This is a genomic window from Kocuria sp. 2SI (assembly GCF_005502825.1).
GTDB classification, from domain to species: Bacteria; Actinomycetota; Actinomycetes; order Actinomycetales; family Micrococcaceae; genus Kocuria; species Kocuria palustris.
This window is the reverse complement of record NZ_SCNB01000014.1, coordinates 48,066-66,193: the sequence shown is the minus strand read 5'-3', so window position 1 is coordinate 66,193 and position 18,128 is coordinate 48,066. Positions and strand designations below refer to the sequence as shown.

General features: G+C 69.7%; 13 protein-coding genes and 1 tRNA gene. 7 read left to right on the top strand and 7 right to left on the bottom strand.

Annotated elements, in window-relative coordinates; all coding sequences use genetic code 11:
- Nucleotides 1-72 precede the first annotated feature (72 nt).
- Nucleotides 73-1,287, top strand: coding sequence for an integrase core domain-containing protein (locus FFS25_RS09325; protein ID WP_137802713.1), 1,215 nt, complete (start codon nt 73-75; stop codon nt 1,285-1,287).
- Nucleotides 1,288-1,326: 39 nt separating this feature from the next.
- On the opposite strand, the gene FFS25_RS09320 is transcribed toward FFS25_RS09325, so the two are convergent.
- A tRNA-Leu gene (locus FFS25_RS09320) sits at nt 1,327-1,412 on the bottom strand.
- 139 nt (nt 1,413-1,551) lie between these two features.
- Nucleotides 1,552-2,754: a glycogen synthase gene (glgA, locus tag FFS25_RS09315; protein ID WP_137802712.1), complete on the bottom strand. Its 1,203-nt coding sequence runs from the start codon at nt 2,752-2,754 to the stop codon at nt 1,552-1,554.
- A gap of 254 nt (nt 2,755-3,008) precedes the next feature.
- Here glgA and glgC point away from each other — a divergent pair, with 254 nt between their 5' ends.
- Entirely contained in the window at nt 3,009-4,244 is a 1,236-nt protein-coding gene (gene glgC / locus FFS25_RS09310; RefSeq protein WP_137802711.1) for a glucose-1-phosphate adenylyltransferase, read from the top strand.
- A gap of 84 nt (nt 4,245-4,328) precedes the next feature.
- Here the strand turns inward: glgC and FFS25_RS09305 are convergent, their stop codons facing one another.
- The 3 genes from FFS25_RS09305 to FFS25_RS09295 are packed head-to-tail and all read right to left on the bottom strand — an operon-like array spanning nt 4,329 to nt 7,743.
- Nucleotides 4,329-5,186 carry a transglutaminase family protein gene (locus FFS25_RS09305; RefSeq protein WP_137802710.1) on the bottom strand — a complete coding sequence of 286 codons (858 nt, stop codon included), beginning with the start codon at nt 5,184-5,186 and terminating at the stop codon, nt 4,329-4,331.
- The gene (locus FFS25_RS09300) at nt 5,183-6,115 is read right to left on the bottom strand and encodes an alpha-E domain-containing protein (protein ID WP_137802709.1); all 933 of its coding nucleotides are present in this window, start codon (nt 6,113-6,115) and stop codon (nt 5,183-5,185) included. The genes FFS25_RS09305 and FFS25_RS09300 overlap by 4 nt, the downstream gene beginning before the upstream one ends.
- Complete coding sequence (locus FFS25_RS09295; protein ID WP_137802708.1) at nt 6,115-7,743, bottom strand: circularly permuted type 2 ATP-grasp protein; 1,629 nt, start codon at nt 7,741-7,743, stop codon at nt 6,115-6,117. Before FFS25_RS09295 ends, FFS25_RS09300 begins: the two co-directional genes overlap by 1 nt.
- Before the next feature lie 152 nt (nt 7,744-7,895).
- On the opposite strand from FFS25_RS09295, the gene pepN reads away from it, so the two are divergent.
- From pepN to FFS25_RS09275, 4 genes are all read left to right on the top strand, one after another.
- Entirely contained in the window at nt 7,896-10,493 is a 2,598-nt protein-coding gene (gene pepN / locus FFS25_RS09290; protein ID WP_137802707.1) for an aminopeptidase N, read from the top strand.
- Nucleotides 10,494-10,642: 149 nt separating this feature from the next.
- Entirely contained in the window at nt 10,643-12,007 is a 1,365-nt protein-coding gene (locus tag FFS25_RS09285) for a hypothetical protein (protein ID WP_137802706.1), read from the top strand.
- 11 nt (nt 12,008-12,018) lie between these two features.
- On the top strand, nt 12,019-13,710 hold the full coding sequence (locus FFS25_RS09280) for an ABC1 kinase family protein (protein ID WP_137802705.1): 1,692 nt from the start codon (nt 12,019-12,021) through the stop codon (nt 13,708-13,710).
- 309 nt (nt 13,711-14,019) lie between these two features.
- Nucleotides 14,020-14,832 carry a hypothetical protein gene (locus FFS25_RS09275; protein WP_137802704.1) on the top strand — a complete coding sequence of 271 codons (813 nt, stop codon included), beginning with the start codon at nt 14,020-14,022 and terminating at the stop codon, nt 14,830-14,832.
- A gap of 13 nt (nt 14,833-14,845) precedes the next feature.
- Here the strand turns inward: FFS25_RS09275 and FFS25_RS09270 are convergent, their stop codons facing one another.
- Both FFS25_RS09270 and FFS25_RS09265 read right to left on the bottom strand, forming a co-directional pair.
- Nucleotides 14,846-15,586, bottom strand: a complete 741-nt coding sequence (locus FFS25_RS09270; RefSeq protein WP_137802703.1) for a hypothetical protein — start codon at nt 15,584-15,586, stop codon at nt 14,846-14,848.
- A 205-nt stretch (nt 15,587-15,791) separates the two neighbouring features.
- Nucleotides 15,792-17,123 (bottom strand): sensor histidine kinase, encoded by a 1,332-nt coding sequence (locus FFS25_RS09265; RefSeq protein WP_137802702.1) that lies wholly within the window; start codon nt 17,121-17,123, stop codon nt 15,792-15,794.
- 259 nt (nt 17,124-17,382) lie between these two features.
- On the opposite strand from FFS25_RS09265, the gene FFS25_RS13430 reads away from it, so the two are divergent.
- Complete coding sequence (locus tag FFS25_RS13430) at nt 17,383-18,066, top strand: response regulator (RefSeq protein WP_171004157.1); 684 nt, start codon at nt 17,383-17,385, stop codon at nt 18,064-18,066.
- The last annotated feature ends 62 nt before the right edge of the window (nt 18,067-18,128 follow it).

The following is an 18,128-nucleotide window of genomic DNA, read 5'->3' as shown; positions in this document are numbered from 1 at the left end:
GGTGTTGAGTCTCACTACCTCGTCACCACATGTCTCAAAACCTCATCAACACCAGCGGACCCACGATGAGACATGACCCGCCGCCGCCAGATCATCACCGCCGTGACCACCGGAACCCTCACCCAAGCCCAAGCAGCACGGGCCTACGGCGTCTCACCCTCGATGGTTTCCAAGCTATTGAGACAGTGGGCCCGCGAAGGCACAGCCGCCTACTACACCAAGCCCTCCACACCCCACGGACACCCCGCAGCCACCCCACCAGCCACGATCCGCGCGATCACCGCCCTGCGCGCCGAGCTCACCACCCAAGGCCTCGACGCCGGCCCGGCCACCATCGCCGCGACCCTGGCCACCACCCGACCCGAGCTGCCCATCCCCTCCCGAGCCACGATCGCCCGGATCCTGCAGCGCGAAGGACTCATCACCGCCCAACCCCGCAAGCGTCCCAAGTCCTCGCTGCACCGCTTCGAAGCCGACCTGCCCAACTCCTGCTGGCAATCCGACTTCACCCATACCGCCCTGACCCCACCAGCGCCCCCAGCTCCGGCAACACCACCTCGACCCTCAGCGCAGGCCTGGCGCGAGCACGACGTGGAGATCATCACCTGGCTGGATGACTACTCCCGCATGGCCTTGCACATCTCCGCTCACCAGCGCATCACCGGCGCGATCGTGGTCGAGACCTTCACCGCCACCACCAAGATCTACGGGCCCCCGGCCTCGACCCTGACCGACAACGGGCTGGTCTACACCGCCCGCTACCGCGGCGGAGTCAACGCCTTCGAGAAGCTGCTGCGCTCCCGCAGCATCGAACAGCGCAACGGCCGCGGAGGCCACCCGCAGACCCAGGGCAAAGTCGAGCGCTTCCAGCAGACCCTGAAGAAGTGGCTGGCAGCCCAGCCCCCACCAGCAGACCTGCCGGGCCTGCAGGCCCTGCTCGATCAGTTCCGCGAGATCTACAACACTCAGCGGATCCACTCAGCGAAGAAGACCACCCCGTACGCCGCCTACATCGCCGCACCGAAGGACACCCCAGGGCCCCTGGCGCCGGCCACGACCCGGTTCCGCACCGACAAGATCGACGCCACGGGCAAAGTCACGCTGCGCTACGACGGCCAGCTCTTCCACATCGGCATCGGCCGAGCCCACGCCCGAACCCACGTCGTTCTGATCGTTGAGGACCGCGAGATCACCATCGTGGCCAAGGCCACCGGAGAGATCCTCCGCGAGCTCACCCTGGACCCCACGCGGAAGTACCAGCCACAACGAAAAACACCCCGAACCTGAGGGTTCGGGGTGTTTCCGATGTACTGAGACATCACATCGTGCGCGGAGGGGGACTTGAACCCCCACCCTCTAATACGAGGACTAGCACCTCAAGCTAGCGCGTCTGCCTATTCCGCCACCCGCGCGGGTGACTCACGATACTGCCGGGAACCGGCCGGTCGCTGAGCAACGCCGACTACTTTAGCACAGCCTGGGACTCACCAAGGACGCGAGCGGGCCGCCGACTCCCCGGAGGGATGTCGGCGGCCCGCGAGCCGGAAGCGATCAGTTCCGCTCGATCGCCGCGCGGTAGACCTCCAGGGTGCGTTCGGCGATGGCCTCCCAGGCGAAGTGCTCCTCGGCGCGCTTGCGCCCGGCGCGGCCCATCTCCCGCGCCCGCTCGGGATCCGAGAGGACATCGGTCAGCGCCGCGGCGAAGTCCGAGATGAACTTCTCGGGATCCAGCGGGGTGCCGGAGCCGTCGTCGACCTGCTCGATCTCGACCAGGCGGCCGGTCTCGCCGTCCACGACCACCTCGGGGATGCCGCCGGTGGCGGTGGCCACCACGGCGGAGCCGCAGGCCATGGCCTCGAGGTTCACGATGCCCAGCGGCTCGTAGATCGACGGGCAGGCGAAGGCGGTGGAGTGGGAGAGGATCTGGATGACCTCCCGGCGCGGGAGCATCTTCTCGATCAGGACCACGCCGTCGCGGGTGGACTTCAGCTCGTCGATCAGCTGATTGACCTCGGCGCCGAGCTCGGGGGTGTCGGCGGCGCCGGCGCACAGCACGAGCTGCACGGAGGGATCGAGCTGCTTCATGGCCCGCAGCAGGAAGGGCACGCCCTTCTGCCGGGTCACGCGTCCCACGAAGGCCACGGAGGGCCGGGACGGGTCGATCCCGTAGGTCTCCAGGACATCGGTGGACTCGTCGCGGTCCCACTGCTCGACGTCGATCCCGTTGTGCACGGTGTGCACCTTCTCGGGGTCGACCTCCGGGTAGGAGCGCAGGATGTCGCGGCGCATGCCGTCCGACACGGCGATGATCGCGGAGGCGCCCATGTACGCGGTCTTCTCCACGAACGACGACAGCGCGTACCCGCCGGCCAGCTGCTCGGCCTTCCACGGGCGCAGCGGCTCGAGCGAATGGGCCGAGACCACGTGCGGGATGCCGTGCATGAGCCCGGCCAGGTGCCCGGCGAAGTTGGCGTACCAGGTGTGGGAGTGGACCAGGTCGGCGCCGGCGATGTCGTCGACCATGGTCAGATCGGTGCCCAGCGTCTCGAGCGCGGCATTGGCGCCCTGGAGGTCGGTGGGCACGGGATAGGCCTTCACGGACGCGCCGTGGAAGTCCGGTTCGCGGGGCTCGCCGAAGCAGCGGACGTTCAGGTCCACCAGCGGGGCCAGGACCCGGGACAGCTCGGCCACATGGACGCCGGCGCCTCCGTAGATGGCGGGCGGGAACTCTTTGGAGATGATGTCGATGCGCACGTGATCGACACTACAGTCCCCCCGCCCGCACTGCCCATATGCGGACGCCGGATTCACCCACGTCGCACCGTCACGGAGACCTTCGCGCGTCCAGCCGTCGACCGACCCGAAAATGCGCGAGCAAATTGCGGCAAGGCGGCTTCCCATCGGTCCCGATTCAGGGTTGAGTAAGCCCGGGTGCGCGGACGTGATCTGCGCCTCCTCTGGGGGCGGGGCCCCCGGGACAACGACGTCTTCACTCGAGAGGTTCCATCATGGTGCGACCGAATGTCCTTGCCATCGTTCTGGCTGGAGGCGAGGGCAAGCGCCTGATGCCGCTGACGGAGGATCGGGCCAAGCCCGCGGTGCCGTTCGGCGGCTCGTACCGCCTGATCGATTTCGCCCTGTCCAACCTCGTCAACTCCGGCTACCTGCAGGTGGTCGTGCTGACCCAGTACAAGTCGCACTCCATGGACCGCCACCTCTCGGAGACCTGGCGCCTGTCCACCCTGCTGGGCAACTACATCGCCTCGGTCCCGGCCCAGCAGCGCTCCGGCAAGGACTGGTTCCTGGGATCGGCCAACGCGATCTTCCAGTCCATGAACCTGATCGACGACGCCCGCCCCGACTACGTGGTGGTCGTGGGCGCGGATCACGTCTACCGCATGGACTTCTCCCAGATGCTGGACTTCCACATCGAGAAGGGCGTCAAGGCCACGGTGGCGGGCGTCCGCCAGCCGATGTCGCTCGTGCAGTCCTTCGGCGTGATCGAGACGGATCCGCAGGACTCCTCCCGCATCACCCAGTTCGTGGAGAAGCCCGAGACCACGCAGCCCCTGGCCGATGATCCGGGTCAGTTCCTGGCCTCCATGGGCAACTACATCTTCAGCACCGACGCCCTGGTGGAGGCCCTGCGCGAGGACGATCAGCGCGAGGACTCCAAGCACGACATGGGCGGCGACATCATGCCGTACTTCGCCGATCGCGGAGAGGCGGCGGTCTACGACTTCACGTACAACGACGTCCCCGGCTCGACCGATCGCGACCGCCAGTACTGGCGCGACGTCGGCACCCTGGACTCCTACTACGACGCCCACATGGATCTGCTGCGGCCCATGCCGATCTTCAACCTCTACAACGAGCAGTGGCGGCTCTTCACCCACCAGGTCGTCGCCCCGCCGGCCAAGCTGGTGCGCGGGCCGTACCACGAGGGCGGCGTGGCCACGGACTCGATCCTCTCTCCCGGCGTCATCGTGGCCGGCGGCCGGGTGCAGGAGTCGATCCTGTCGCCGCGCGCGCTGGTCGGCAACCACGCCCGCGTGGCCGAGTCGGTGCTGATGCACAACGTCAAGGTCGAGGACGACGCCGTCGTGGAGCGCTGCATCGTGGACAAGAACGTCGTGATCCCGCAGGGCGTGCGCGTGGGCGTGAACCCGCAGGAGGACCGCGAGCGCGGCCTCACCGTCACGGAATCCGGGATCACGGTGATCCCCAAGAACTTCACGTTCTGATCCGCAGGACGGCCTGGCCCGGCCGCTGACGACGAAGGCGCCGACCCTCGGGGCCGGCGCCTTCGCGCATCCGCGATGGATCCCTCAGGAGACCCGGGTGATCTCCACCGTGACCTCGAGGGACTCGGTGGACGAGCCGCCGGTGAGCATGCCCTTCAGCGGGGGGACGTCGCGGTAGTCGCGGCCGTGGCCGACCTTGACGTGGCTGTCGTCGAGCGCCTTGTGGTTGGTGGGGTCGTAGGCGCGCCAGTCGCCGTCCCACCACTCGAGCCAGGCGTGGGACTCCCCCGCCACGGTCTGCCCGATCCCGGCGTCCTCGTCCGGGTGGATGTAGCCGGAGACGTAGCGTGCCGGGATCCCGAGCTCCCGCAGCAGCGCGATGGCCACGTGGGAGAGGTCCTGGCACACGCCCTTGGCGTCGCTCCACACGGCGTCGGCGTCGGTGTGCACTCCGGTGACGCCGGATTCGTAGGCGACCCGTTCAGCGATCCGGCGCAGGATCTCCCGGGCTGCGGCATCGGGAGTCTCGGCGGTCTCGCGCACCTGCGCGGCCACGGCCTTGAGCTCCTCGCCGGCCGCGGTCAGGGACGTGGGCGCGATGTACTCCGCCTGGGTGTCGAGCAGGTGCGGGTCCCGCAGCTGCTTCCAGCCCACCTTCTCGACGTCGGTCTCCGCAGCCGCGGAACGGTCCACGTCCACAATGGCCGAGGAGCGCACCTCGAGCACGGTGTGGCGGTGGGGGACGTCGAAATCGGCCACCCGGGTGCCGAAGTAGTCGACGTAGTTGTGGATCGAGGCCGACGACGGCTTCACCGCCAGCTCGGCCGTGATGACGTGCTGCTCGTCGTCGCTGACCGGGGTCATGCGCGCCTCGTTGTGCGAGCGCGAGACCGTGCCCTCGTAGGTGTAGCGGGTGATGTGATCGATCTTGAGCCTGCTCACAGGACACCTCCGAACCAGGACGCCTCCTGGGCGTGGATGAAGTACTTCTCGCTCACGGCCTTCGAGGCGCGGCTGATGGCGGACTGGACGTCGTTGAGCTGCCGAGGCAGGTGCTTCACGATGTCATCGGCGCTGTCGTACTCGAGCTCCATGAGCGCCTTGCCGATGATGCGACGGGCCTCGCTGGACACGCCCAGGCGCCCGCCGCCCGGATCGAGGTCGGACAGCACCTTCTCCGCCCGGCGCAGCGAGTAGATGATGGTCCGTGGGAACAGGCGGTCGAGGAGCAGGAACCGGGTCGCGGACTCGTCGTTGAAGGAACCGCCCCGCGAGCGCAGGAAGGCCTCGTAGGCCCCGGCGCACTCGAGGATCTCCGCCCAGGTGGCCTCCGAGGCGCCGCCGCGCGAGGACGCCCGCGTCCACAGCAGCCGCGCTGTCATGTCCGCCCGCTCGAGCGTGACGCCCAGGGTGAGGAACTGCCAGGACTGGTCGTGCGACATGGTCATGTCCGCCAGGCCGCGGGTCATGGAGATCCGCTCGGAGGCCCACTGGCACATGCGGAAGGTGCCCACGGTGTCCTTGCGGTGATCCGCCAGCCCGTAGTTGGTGGCGTTGAGCGTCTGCCACATGGACGAGGAGACGATCTCGCGGGCACGGCGCGCGTTCTCGCGCGCCGCTCCCACGGAGCCTGCGATGGAGGTGGTCGTCTGCGTGTTCCAGGCGAGCTCGAAGATCATGTCCTGCACGCCGGCATCGGCCTGGGGCTCCACGCCCATGATGGTCATGATCCGCCGTGCCTCCGGGCCCTGCTCGTGCTCCGGCAGCTGGGTGATGCGCTCGAGGTGGACCTCGAGGATCCGGGCCACGCCGTCGGCGCGCTCCATGTAGCGCCCGATCCAGAACAGCGATTCTGCGATGCGGCTGAGCATCAGCGCTTCCCCTCTCCCGTGGTGCGGCGGACAGCTGCAGCGTCGTCGACGACGGCCGCCTGCTGCTGCTGCTCCTGCTGGCGGCGCAGGGCGGATTCGTCGAAGTCCCCGCCGTGGGCCGGTGCGGTGGCCTCCATGTCGGCCACGGTCTCGGTGGTCTCAGGATCATCCGTGGGCTCCGAGCGGTGCTGACCGACCACCCAGGTGTCCTTGGAGCCACCGCCCTGCGACGAGTTCACGATCAGCGAGCCCTTCTGCATGGCCACGCGCGTGAGCCCGCCGGGCAGGACGTGCATGTCATCGCCGGAGTTCACGCAGAACGGGCGCAGGTCCACGTGCCGGGGCGAGAAGCCCTCGCCGTCGAAGGTGGGCACGGTGGACAGCTGCAGCACGGGCTGGGCGATCCAGCCGCGCGGGTCCTCGAGGATCTTGGCGCGCACGTCCTCGATCTCCTGCTCGCTGGCCAGCGGGCCGATCACGATCCCCTTGCCGCCGGAGCCGTCCACGGGCTTGACCACGAGCTCCTCGAGGTGCTCCATCACGTAGGCGCGGGCCTCGTCCTCCTCGAGCCGGTAGGTGTCCACGTTGGGCAGGATCGGCTCCTCGTCCAGGTAGTACCGGATGAGGTCGGGGACGTAGGAGTAGACGAGCTTGTCGTCGGCCACGCCGTTGCCGATCGCGTTGGCGATGGTGACATTGCCCTGGCGCGCTGCGTTCACCAGGCCCGGGCAGCCCAGCACGGAGTCGGGGCGCAGCTGCAGCGGATCGGTGAAGTCGTCGTCGATGCGCTTGTAGATCACGTCCACGCGCTGCTCGCCCTCCGTGGTGCGCATGAAGACGCGGTCCCCTCGCACCACCAGGTCGCGGCCCTCCACGAGCTCCACGCCCATGAGCCCGGCCAGCAGGGTGTGCTCGAAGTACGCGGAGTTGAACACCCCGGGCGTCAGCACGACCACGACGGCGTCGTCGCCGGGCTCCGGGGCCGTGCTCCGCAGCGCGTGCAGAAGCTGTCGCGGGTAGGAGTCCACGCCGAGGATCGGCGTGGAGACGAAGGCCTCCGGAAGGCCCTTCATCATGGCGCGGCGGTTCTCGATCACGTAGGAGACGCCCGAGGGCACGCGCACGTTGTCCTCCAGGACGCGGAAGACGCCCTGGTTGTCGCGCACCAGGTCGATGCCGGCCACGTGGATGCGCACACCGCCCACGGGCTGGAAGCCCCACACGCAGCGGTGGAAGTGCGAGGACGACGTGATCAGCGACCGCGGCACGATGCCGTCCGAGATCACCCGCTGCTCGCCGTAGACGTCGTCCAGGAAGTGCTCGAGGGCCTTCACGCGCTGCTTGACGCCGCGCTCCACGACCTCCCATTCCTCCTGCGGGATGATCCGCGGGACGATGTCCAGCGGGAAGGGTCGCTCCTCCCCGGCGTAGTCGAACGTCACGCCGCGATCCAGGAAGGACCGGGCCATGAGCTCGTCGCGTCCGGTCACGGAGGACAGGTCGAGGCCGTCGAGGACCTCGTGCACCCGGTCGTACGGAGCGCGCACGGCCCTGGGGTCGGAGAACATCTCGTCATAGGCCGTCTGGCCAGACAGATCGTCCGGATAGCCGCTGAACAGTCTCGTCATGTTATGGCGGTCGCTTCCTCGTCTGCGCTGGATCTGCGGCCGCGCCGCGGAGCCGGGCCCCTTGCCCGTCATGAGTGTCACACATCCGAGCACCGCCGCCCTGTTTCCCCACGGGATGACGGGCACCGGTGAGCTGTCCCTAGGATGGGTCCGTGCCGACTCCCAGCCTGACCCGTGAAGAAGCAGCCGATCGCACTGAGCGCGTGCACCCGCACCGATGCGAGGTCGACCTCGACCTCACCGGCGCCCCGGATGCCGCGCGCCGCACCTTCCCCGTGGAGGTGGCCTGGACGTTCTCCTTCGACCGGGCCGACGGCCCCGATGAGACGTTCCTGGACTTCACCGGCGAGGTCCTGGAGCTGGAGATCAACGGCCGCAGCCTCAGCGCCGAGGAGATCGCCGCCGCCTTCGCCGAGGACCGTCTGCGCCTGGAGGGCCTGCAGCCCCAGAACCGGGTGCGCGTGCGCGGCGAGGCCCACTACTCCCGCTCCGGGGAGGGCATGCACCGATACACCGACCCGCAGGACGGCGAGGTCTATCTCTACACGCAGTACGAGCCGGCCGATGCGCACCGCGTGATGCCGTGCTTCGATCAGCCGGATCTGCGCGCCGAGTGGGTCTTCCGCCTCACCGCCCCGCAGCAGTGGTCAGCGCGCTCCAACGGCACGCCGGTCAGCACTCCGGCGCAGGACGGCTCAGCTGCGATCCGCCACGAGTTCTCTCCCACGTTGCCGATCCCGGCCTACCTGACGTCGGTGCTGGCCGGGCCGTATGTCAGCGCCGAGTCCTCGTGGGAGTCCTCGGCTCCTCAGCGCCCGCAGCACCTGCCCCTGCACCTGTGGTGCCGCGCCTCGATGGCCGAGCACCTGGACGCCGAGGAGATCTTCACGATCACCCGGCAGGGCCTCGACTTCTTCACCGACCTGTTCGACATGGCGTACCCGTTCGACACCTACGAGCAGGCCTTCGTCCCGGAGTACAACCTGGGCGCCATGGAGAACCCCGGGCTGGTCACCTTCACCGAGGACTACCTCTTCCCGGACGGCGCCAGCCGCCAGCAGCTGGCGGGCCGCGCGAACACGATCCTGCACGAGATGGCGCACATGTGGTTCGGGGACCTGGTGGCCATCCACTGGTGGGAGGACCTGTGGCTCAAGGAGTCCTTCGCCGAGTTCATGGGAGCCCACGCCTCGGTCAGCGCCACGCAGTTCACCGAGGCCTGGGCGGGCTTCGCCGTGCGGCGCAAGGCCTGGGCCTACCGCCAGGACGCCCTGTCGACCACGCATCCGATCGTGGCCGACGTGCCGGACGTGGCAGCGGCCAAGCAGAACTTCGACGGCATCACCTACGCCAAGGGGGCGGCCGCCCTCAAGCAGCTCGTGGCCTTTGTGGGCCTCGAGGACTTCACGCGTGCATGCCGGGTCTACTTCCGCCGTCATGCGTTCGGCTCCGCGCGTCTCGAGGACTTCCTGGCCGTGCTCCAGGAGTCCTCCCAGCGCGACACCGCCACCTGGGCCCGCGACTGGCTGGCCACCACCGGGGCCACCGTCCTGCGGCTGCAGACCCACCGCGATCCCGACGGGGCCCTGGTCTCGGCCTCCCTGACCCCGGAGGGCACCGTCCACGACCCCGCCTCCGAGCGCGATCATCAGCTCGCCGTCTCCGTGTGGGGGTCCGCGCAGGAGCCCCAGCGCACCGTCGAGCTCACCCTGTCCGGGCGCACGGCCCACGAGCTGCCGCTTCTGGCAGGTGCCGACGGCGTGCTGGTGGTCAACGACCGCGACCTGGACTTCGCCGAGATCGTGGTCGATCAGCCCACGCGGGAGGATCAGCTGGCCCGGCTGTCGTCGATCCCGGACCCCATGGCCCGAGCCGTGGTGTGGTCCGCGCTGTGGACCGATGTCCGCCAGGCCCGCCTGGACCCGGAGGACTTCGTCGCGGCGGTGATCGAGCACCTGTTCGTCGAGTCCGACGAGGCCGTGTTCACCACGGTGCTCGGCCAGGCGGAGGAGGCCCTGGAGTCGTACCTGCCGGCACGACGCCGCCCCCAGATCCGCGGCCGGCTGATGGGGCGGGTGATCGGGCAGCTGCAGGCCGCCGAGCCCGGCTCGGACCGCCAGCGCAGCCTGGCCTCCTCCCTGGCCCGCCTCAGCCACCGCGACGGCGCCGCCCACGGCCTGACCCAGGACCTCCTCAGCGGGGAGGTCGTGATCCCCGGTCTGCACCTGGGCCCTGCCCTGCGCTGGTCCCTGCTGACCGGCCTGGTGGCCACCAACCACGCCGTGGACTCCTCGATCCTGCGCGAGTCCGAGCGCGATGCCTCCCGCATCTCCCAGATCGGTCGGGCCCGCACGAACGCGGCACGGCCCACCGCACGCGCCAAGGACCTGGCGTGGGCGGAGATCCTGGGCCACGAGCTGACCAACGACCTGCTCTCCGCCACGATCGAGGGCTTCCAGCTCGGCAGCCCGGACCTGCTGGCCCCGTACCGGACGCGCTACTTCGAGGTCATCGAGCCCGAGTGGTCCCAGCGCTCCATCGGCATGGCCACCCGCCTGGTCCGCGGCCTCTTCCCGGCCGCGGCTGACCTGTCTCCGGGGGCCGATCCCGAGCAGGATCCGATCCTGCGGCGCAGCGGGCAGTGGCTGGACGAGCACGCCCAGGCCGATCCGGCCCTGCGCCGGATCGTGATCGAGTGCCGCGACGAGCTCGCCCGGAGGCTGCGTGCCCAGGCAGCAGCCAGGCCCTGAGGCAGACGCCCATGACGTGCCAGCCCACAGCCCCGCAATCCCCGGCTCAGGCGCCGCCTCGTGACAGACTGGCGGGACCGGGAGACCGACTGTCCCCGGCAGCAGCGGATGGCAGCGCCCGGAGCGCGCCCCAGAGGCAGAGGACGACGATGGCCGACTACCCCCTGAACGATCGGGGATCTCTGCAGGTCGTGACCGAGAACTTCTACGACGCGGAGATCATCCGCGTCTTCGGCGACCTCCCCCTCGGCACCCCCCGCAGCTACGACGGCCCCGCCATCCTGGTCCCCGAGCCGGACCACCCCGTGGACCCCACCACCATCACGGTGCGCATCAACGGCCAGCGGGTGGGGCACCTGGCGCCGCAGGACGCCGAGCGCTACTGGCCCTCGATCACCCGCGTGGTCGCCTCCGGCTACGACGCCGTGGCCACGGCGCACCTGAAGGCCTCCCTGGTGGCCGCCGACGACTTCACGGAGGTCGATGCCGACCTGCGCCTGGACCTGGCCGCCCCGGACCTGCTCTTCCCCCTGAACTCGGCCCCGCAGCGGGCCACCGTCCTGCCGCAGGGCTCCTCCATCAAGGTGCTCGACGAGTCGCAGCACGCCGAGTACCTGCATTCCGTCCTGCCGCGCACCGGCGAGGGCCGGGTCATGCTGACCCTGGAGGTCAACCAGGTCCGCACCTCTGCCGGCGAACACGTGGACATCGTGGAGGTGCTGCACCAGCGCCAGGTCGTGGGACGGCTGTCCACGCAGCTGTCCGAGGTCTTCATCCCGGTGATCCGCCACGCCTTCGACCACGACCTCCTCACTGCCGCCTGGGGCACGATCCGCGGCACCTCATACGAGGTCTCGCTGACCGTGCAGGCCGCGCGCCCGGACATGATCCCGGACGAGTGGTTCGAGCGCCTCCCGCGCGAGTTCCTCCCGCTGGAGCCCGAGGCAGACAGCTACCGCGTCCCGAACGCCTACGTCCCCTCTGAGCTCGAGGCTGCGCGGCCGTCGCGTTGGCGCCGTCGCTCCGGTGGGGCCACAGGCACCGCGGAGACGTCTCGCGGCGCGTTCCCCGGGCTGGCCGGTCGCGGCGAGCAGGAGGACACGCAGTCCCCCAAGCGCGCCCCCAGGGCCTCGGGCCGCGGCTCGTCGCGAGCCCAGCCCTCAGGATCGCCTGCCGAGCGCGCCGGCGGCGGGCGCACGGTCCAGGGCGGTCGTCCCGACGGCACCTTCGTGGGCCTGCTGGCGATCACCGCGGCCCTCGTGGTGCTCGGGCTGATCTTCGTGGGTCGTGAGCCGCTGGTGACCGCCCTGTGCCTGATCGTCGCCCTGGCGGCCGGTCTGATGGCCTTCTACCTGCGCTCGGTCATGCCGGGGTCCGCGCGGCGCTCCGAGCAGGACAGCGCCGGGCTCGATGACGGTGCGCGGCAGCAGGTCGGCACCGGGCCGGACACGCGCGATGACATCCCCACCGTCGCCGAGCCTGCGCAGCGCGACAAGACGCCGAACGAATCCTGACCAGCCCCGGAATGCTCTCGCGGCGCGAACGGCTCTTCCAGATCCTGGAGGTCCTCTCCCAGCACGGCTTCGGCTTCGTGCTGGCGGGCCTCAAGCCCGAATGGCGCGCCCCGCTGGAGCGTGTGCGCCTGGTGGACCCGGACAAGCTGCGCCCGCAGCCCGTCCACCTGCGCCTGGCGCTCGAGGAGCTCGGGCCCACGTTCGTGAAGCTCGGCCAGCTGGCCTCCACGCGCCCGGACCTGCTGCCTCAGGAGTACGCCCGCGAGCTGGCCCGCCTCCAGGACTCGTCCCCGCCGATCCCGCCGGATCGCATCCGCGAGCTGCTCGAGCAGGAGCCGGACACCGCCGCAGAGGAGATACTGCGCCACATCGACCCCGTCCCGCTGGCCACCGGCTCGATCGGGCAGGCCCACACCGCGGTCTACGACGGCATGGACGTCGTCGTGAAGATCCGCCGCCCAGGGATCGTGGACACCGTCAACCGCGACCTGGAGGTGCTGCGCGAGCTCGCCGTGCTGATCACGCGCTACTGGCCGGGCGTGGGCGATCAGGACCTGACCGGGCTGGTGGACCAGTTCGCCGCCTCCATGCGCGATGAGCTCGACTACCTGGCCGAGGCCCGCAGCACGGAGCGGATGCGCGAGCTGTTCGCGGGGCATCCGTCGCTGATCGTGCCCGCTGTGGTGTGGCAGGCGACCTCCTCAAGGGTGCTGACCACCGAGCGCATCTCCGGCATGAAGATCACGGATCACACGGCCCTGGACGCCGCCGGGGTCGATCGCCACCAGCTGGCCGTGACGGCCACGGAGATCCTGTGCCAGATGATCTTCGTCCACGGCTTCTTCCACGCCGATCCGCACCCGGGGAACCTGTTCATCCACTCCGACGGCTCGATCGCCATGATCGACTTCGGCATGGTCGGCAGCCTCTCGGAGGAGTTCCGCGATGCCCTGGTGACCATGCTCGTGGGCGTCTCCCAGGGCAATGCCCGTCGCGCCACCACCGGGCTGCTCAAGCTCACCGACCGCGCCCCGGAGAACCTGGACCGCGCCGCCCTGGACCGCGATGTCGAATCCATGATCCGCAGCTACGCCGACCGGCCCCTGGCCGAGGTGCGGATGGCGGCGCTGCTGTCCGACCTGGTGGCCTGCCTGCGCCGCCATAGGCTGCGCCTGCCGCGCGATTCGGCGCTGTTCCTGCGCATGGTGATCACCGCCGAGTCGATCGGCAAGGGCCTGGATCCCGACTTCGACCTGATCTCAGTGATCCGCCCGTTCGCCCGCCAGTTCGTGCTGCGCCGCGTCTCGCCCGAGGCGCTGCTGCACCGTGTGCGCGGGCTGGTGGAAGAGGCGGTACAGCTGGGCCAGGACTCCCCCGACGTCATCCGACGGATCATGTCCGTGCTGGAGAACGGCGGATTCGACGTCCATCTGCGCGCGGACGAGCTCGAGCCTCTGCTCAACCGCGGCGAGCGCATCGGCCACCAGGTCATCGCCGGCGCGGTGATCGCGGCGACGATCAACGGCATGTCCCACGTGGTGGCCTCCGAGCCGCAGCGCTACGGCCCCTTCCACGTCCCGCTGTTGATCGGCGGGACCGGAACGGTCGGGGTGCTCTCGGCGTATCTGGCGGCCTCCACGGCCACCCCCAGAGTGCGCCGGGTCGTCTCCTCGCTGCGTGAGCGCAGACGACGCACACGGTGAGCTCGGCTGACCCGATCCATCGCGTGCCCGCCTCTGCCCACCTCTGCTGGTGTGTGTTCACGTGGTCCGACCTCGTCCGCGCCGTCCACACAGACGGGCGCGAAAGTTGAAGCCTCATTCAGCTCGACGGGCTTCTGGGGCGACTTCGCTCCTGACCAGCCAGTAACGTCGATATTGTCGTGCATCGGACGGACTGATCCCCCCCCCCCCCGGCCGGTGCCGGCTCCTCGACGTCGCGCGACCCGCTGGATGAGGCGTGTCCTCCCACTCGTGCGGCTCCTTCCGCAGGCACAAGAGATGAGGTCTCCCATGCCGGATATCGACTCCGCTCCCATACTCGTCTCGGAGCCGATGAGCCTCGAAGCCGTGCGCCACGGCCGCCCGCTGAAGCTTTCCGCGCAGCAGCGCGAGAGGATCCGCCGAGGGTTCGCCGCCCTGGTGCGAGAAGGCCTCCAGTGCGACGGCGTGGACGTGGCCGGCGAAGAGCCGGTGCGCGTGATCCTGTCGATCCGCGAGCCCGGCGCCTACGACCTGCTGGCCTCCATCCGCGACGCCCGTCCGCTGCACCGTCGGCTGCTCTCGCCGCGCCGCGTCGAAGAGATCTCCGTGCTGGAGGACAAGCTGCGCGAGGCCGTGGAGACGGTGCTCTCGGGCGTGCAGATGCTGCCGATCATCCTGGGGGCCAAGTCCGTGGTGGTGGGCACCGCAGCGGATGAGCTGAACCTCGTGCCCATGGTCATGGACGATCGGTACGTGATGCGGGTGCCGACCAGTATCTTCGCGATCTTCCGCTCGTCGCAGCAGGCCCAGGCCGCTGCAGAGGACCTGAAGCACCTGTTCGAGCAGGACGACTCCACGATCACCTTCGTGCAGGGCAAGGGGCCCTACACGAGCGAGGGCGCCACGGTCATGGAGGTGCCGGCGAACATGTGGGAGTGGGTGCGGGAGATGCACCCGGCCACGATCTTCGACTCCGTGCCGCGGGTCGAGGATCCGCTGCTGCCTCTGCTCACGCGCACTCCGCGCGAGGACCTCCCCCGGCCCGCCCAGAGCGATGTGGGTCCTGAGGACCGCGGCCGACGCACCGATGTGCGGATGCCGCCGCCCGGCCCCCTGCTCTGAAGCTGCGGCCGCCTCAGGCGGCGCCGGGCTTCGCGTCGGCGTCCAAGCCGGCACCGGGCTCCGGGTCGGGATCGGGATCGGTGCTCCGCCGGTCGATCGGGCGCTGCACCTGCGCCCCGCGCACGAACTCCAGGACGCGATCGGTCGCGATGACCATGTGCTGGATCCGGCTGCGCTTGTCTTCCGCCCCGTAGACCAGGGAGACGGCACCCACTCCCTCCCGCGTCAGCCCGGAGAGGAACTCCCGCATCTGGGCGTCGAAGCTGCCGTGCAGCAGCCCGTAGTCGACCTCCGGCGAGACGCGCAGGTGCTGGCCGTCGTCGGCCTCGGTCAGGTCCACGTGACCGCAGCGCACCTCCCGCACGGTCTGCGGCGCGGCCAGCACGAAGCCGAAGGCCCGCACGATCTCCACGAGACCGAGGACGCTCAGGCGCAGGGCCTGCTCCTCGGTGCGGACGGGCCCCGGATTGCCGGCGCCCAGCGGCGTCGGCTGATCACCGGCGCGTCCTCGCACATCGGCGACGACCTGTGCCTCGAACACGACGGCACCGGGGCCGGGCTCGTAGAAGCTCATGCTCAGGCCCTCCTCCGGGAACCGCTCCGGAGGACGATGGTGGGCGTAGAGCGTGCGAGCCATGGCCTTCAGCGCCATGTAGGACCGGCGCACGACGTCCCGGTCGATCTCGATCGGTCGCCCGGCGGGGTCGTCGACCCGCATCACCACGTCGATCGATGCCCTGTTCAGAGGTGTCATCTCCCGAACCTCTCCTCGGATGTCCAAGACGCCGTCCCGAGCGTCCTCTGCTCCGTCGCGCAGGCATGCGCTCCAGCGATGGGGGCGCTCGGCCTGCGCGGATTCATGATGTGATCCAGATCACTGTCCGGTGTGAAAATCTCAGTCACGTCCTGCGGTGCTCGTTCTCGGTCGTCTTCGGCGCGGCCCTGCAGCGCCGCGCCCCTCAAGCACGCCGATCCGCCTCCTGCAGCGGGATCCGGGCCATGAGCTCCCAGGCGTCCAGCTGGCGCCCGAAGCTCAGCTCGCCGCCGAAGATGTCCACGCGCTCGCTCAGGCCGACCAGTCCGAGGCCGCCCTCCAGGAAGATCTCCCGGGGCAGTCGGGCGCTGCGACTGCGGGCATCGCGGACCAGGTTGCGCACCCGGATCACCGCGATCGAGCGGCCCTGCGGCGTGGTCTCCAGGCTGGCGCTGAGGCTCACCGGCGCGCTTGGGATCCCGTGGCGGATGGCGTTGGCGGTGCCCTCACGCAGCACGCGCTGGCACAGGGACCGCACGCTCGTGGCGATCTCCTCCCAGCCGTCTCCGCGGGCGATCTCGACCCGGTCGAATCCGGCGTCCTCGAGCAGCTGACGACACCGGTCGAGGGCGGTCTCCATGGAGTCCGTGGGCGCGGTGGGACGCTGCGCACCGGTCTGATCGGTGCGCAGCGCCTGGTGCTGGGGAGCGATCCCGTCCTCGAGCGCGGTGGCCTCCCCCGCCTCCTCCTGCAGGGCCGAGACCATGCGGCGCAGGTCCTCGATGGTGCCCGAGGCTCCGTCGGCGATGTCCTGCAGCACCCGGCGCTGCACCTGCGGCTCCCCGGAGAGCAGCCCGGCATTGGCCCGCAGCGCGGTGGCCGTGACGTCGTGGGCCACGAGGTCGTGCAGCTCGCGAGCCAGGTCCCGGCGCTCGGCCGAGCGCACTCCGGCCACCTCGGTCTCCAGCTGGGCGACCCGCAGCTGGGTGAGCCGGGCCCGGCAGCGGAAAAAGCGGATGGTCCAGCCCACGGCAGAGCCGGCGAAGATCATGAAGGCGAGCAGGAACGCCTGCATGCGGATGGTGACGGTGTCTCCGAGCCCCACCAGGGACAGGGCCGCCGTGAGCTGGGCGAGCATCAGCAGCATGCCCACGCCCCAGCGGTTCCACATGCACAGGATGACGCAGCAGATGATCGCCGGGGCGACCACAGCGATCGGCTGCTGGCTGAGCAGCACCATGGCATAGTCCACGGTCAGAGCCACGACGCACAGACCGCGGTTGATCCACACGCAGATCAGCGGCAGGAAGATGACGATCAGCGTGAAGGACAGCGCCTGCCCGCTCAGCCAGGCCTGCCCCATGAGGCTGCTGATGACCTGCAGCCCCAGGAAGACCAGGACGATCAGCAGCATGGCCGCTCGGAACGGAACGGGAGGGGCGAGGACCGCGGAGTCGGCCAGCTCCGGCCATCGGCTGTCCACGGCTGCGGTGAAGCGTCGCCAGAGCCGGGGAGGCTCGAGCAGATCGGCCCTCATGGCCCACTTACCGCAGCAGCCTGGATCACCCTCACTGCCCTCCCAAGGGGCCCACGACCAGGCCCGACGCTTCCGATTGATGCTGCAGCGATATTATCCATCGGTCAGCGGGATGTCGTTGAGTGCATGTACTTGTCCACACTTGAGACCCTGCGCCGGCTGTCTGTCGCTCGGCCTCCGTCGTTACGATGATCGGCGACCTGGCCGATGTCGGCCGTCCCGGCCCACAGCTCGGCCGTCGGACAGACTTGGAGCAGCGATGACCACGGATCAGTCTCCGGAGCCCGGCTCCGACGAGCTGCTGAGCGTGCTGATCGCCGATGACGAGGCCGTCGTCCGCGAGACCATCTCCATCTATGTGAACAGCGCCCCTGACATGCAGGTCGTGGGGACCGCCGCGGATGGGCGCGCGGCCGTGCAGATGGCCGAGACCCTGCGTCCGGACATCATCCTGATGGACATACAGATGCCGCGCGTGGACGGCGTCGAGGCCGTCGCCGAGGTGCTTCGGCTCCTGCCGTGCACTCACGTGGTGATGATCACGACGTTCACCTCCCGGGAGGCCGTCGTTCCCGCCCTGCGCGCCGGCGCCCTGGGCTACGTCCTGAAGTCCGATCCGCCCGAGCGGCTGCTCTCCGCGGTGCGCGAGGCCGTGGCCGGACGCACCCAGCTCTCCCCTGAGGCCCTCGAGGCGGTGGTGGGGCATCTGCGCGAATCGGACAACCGGGCCAGCCTGCCCGCCTCCGTCACGCTGACGGCCCGCGAGTCCGAGGTGCTCAACCACCTGGCCGAAGGGCACAGCAACCGGGAGATCGCCGAGCTCATGGTCCTGTCCGAGAAGTCCGTGAAGCTGCACGTGACGAACATGGTGTCCAAGTTCCAGGTCCGCGACCGGCTGCAGCTGGTCATCGCCGCTCACAAGGCCGGGCTCATCCAGCTCTGAACCGCGAGCCTTCGCGCACGACGCGCCCCACCCATGGCCGTCGCCACCCCGAATCGGGGACA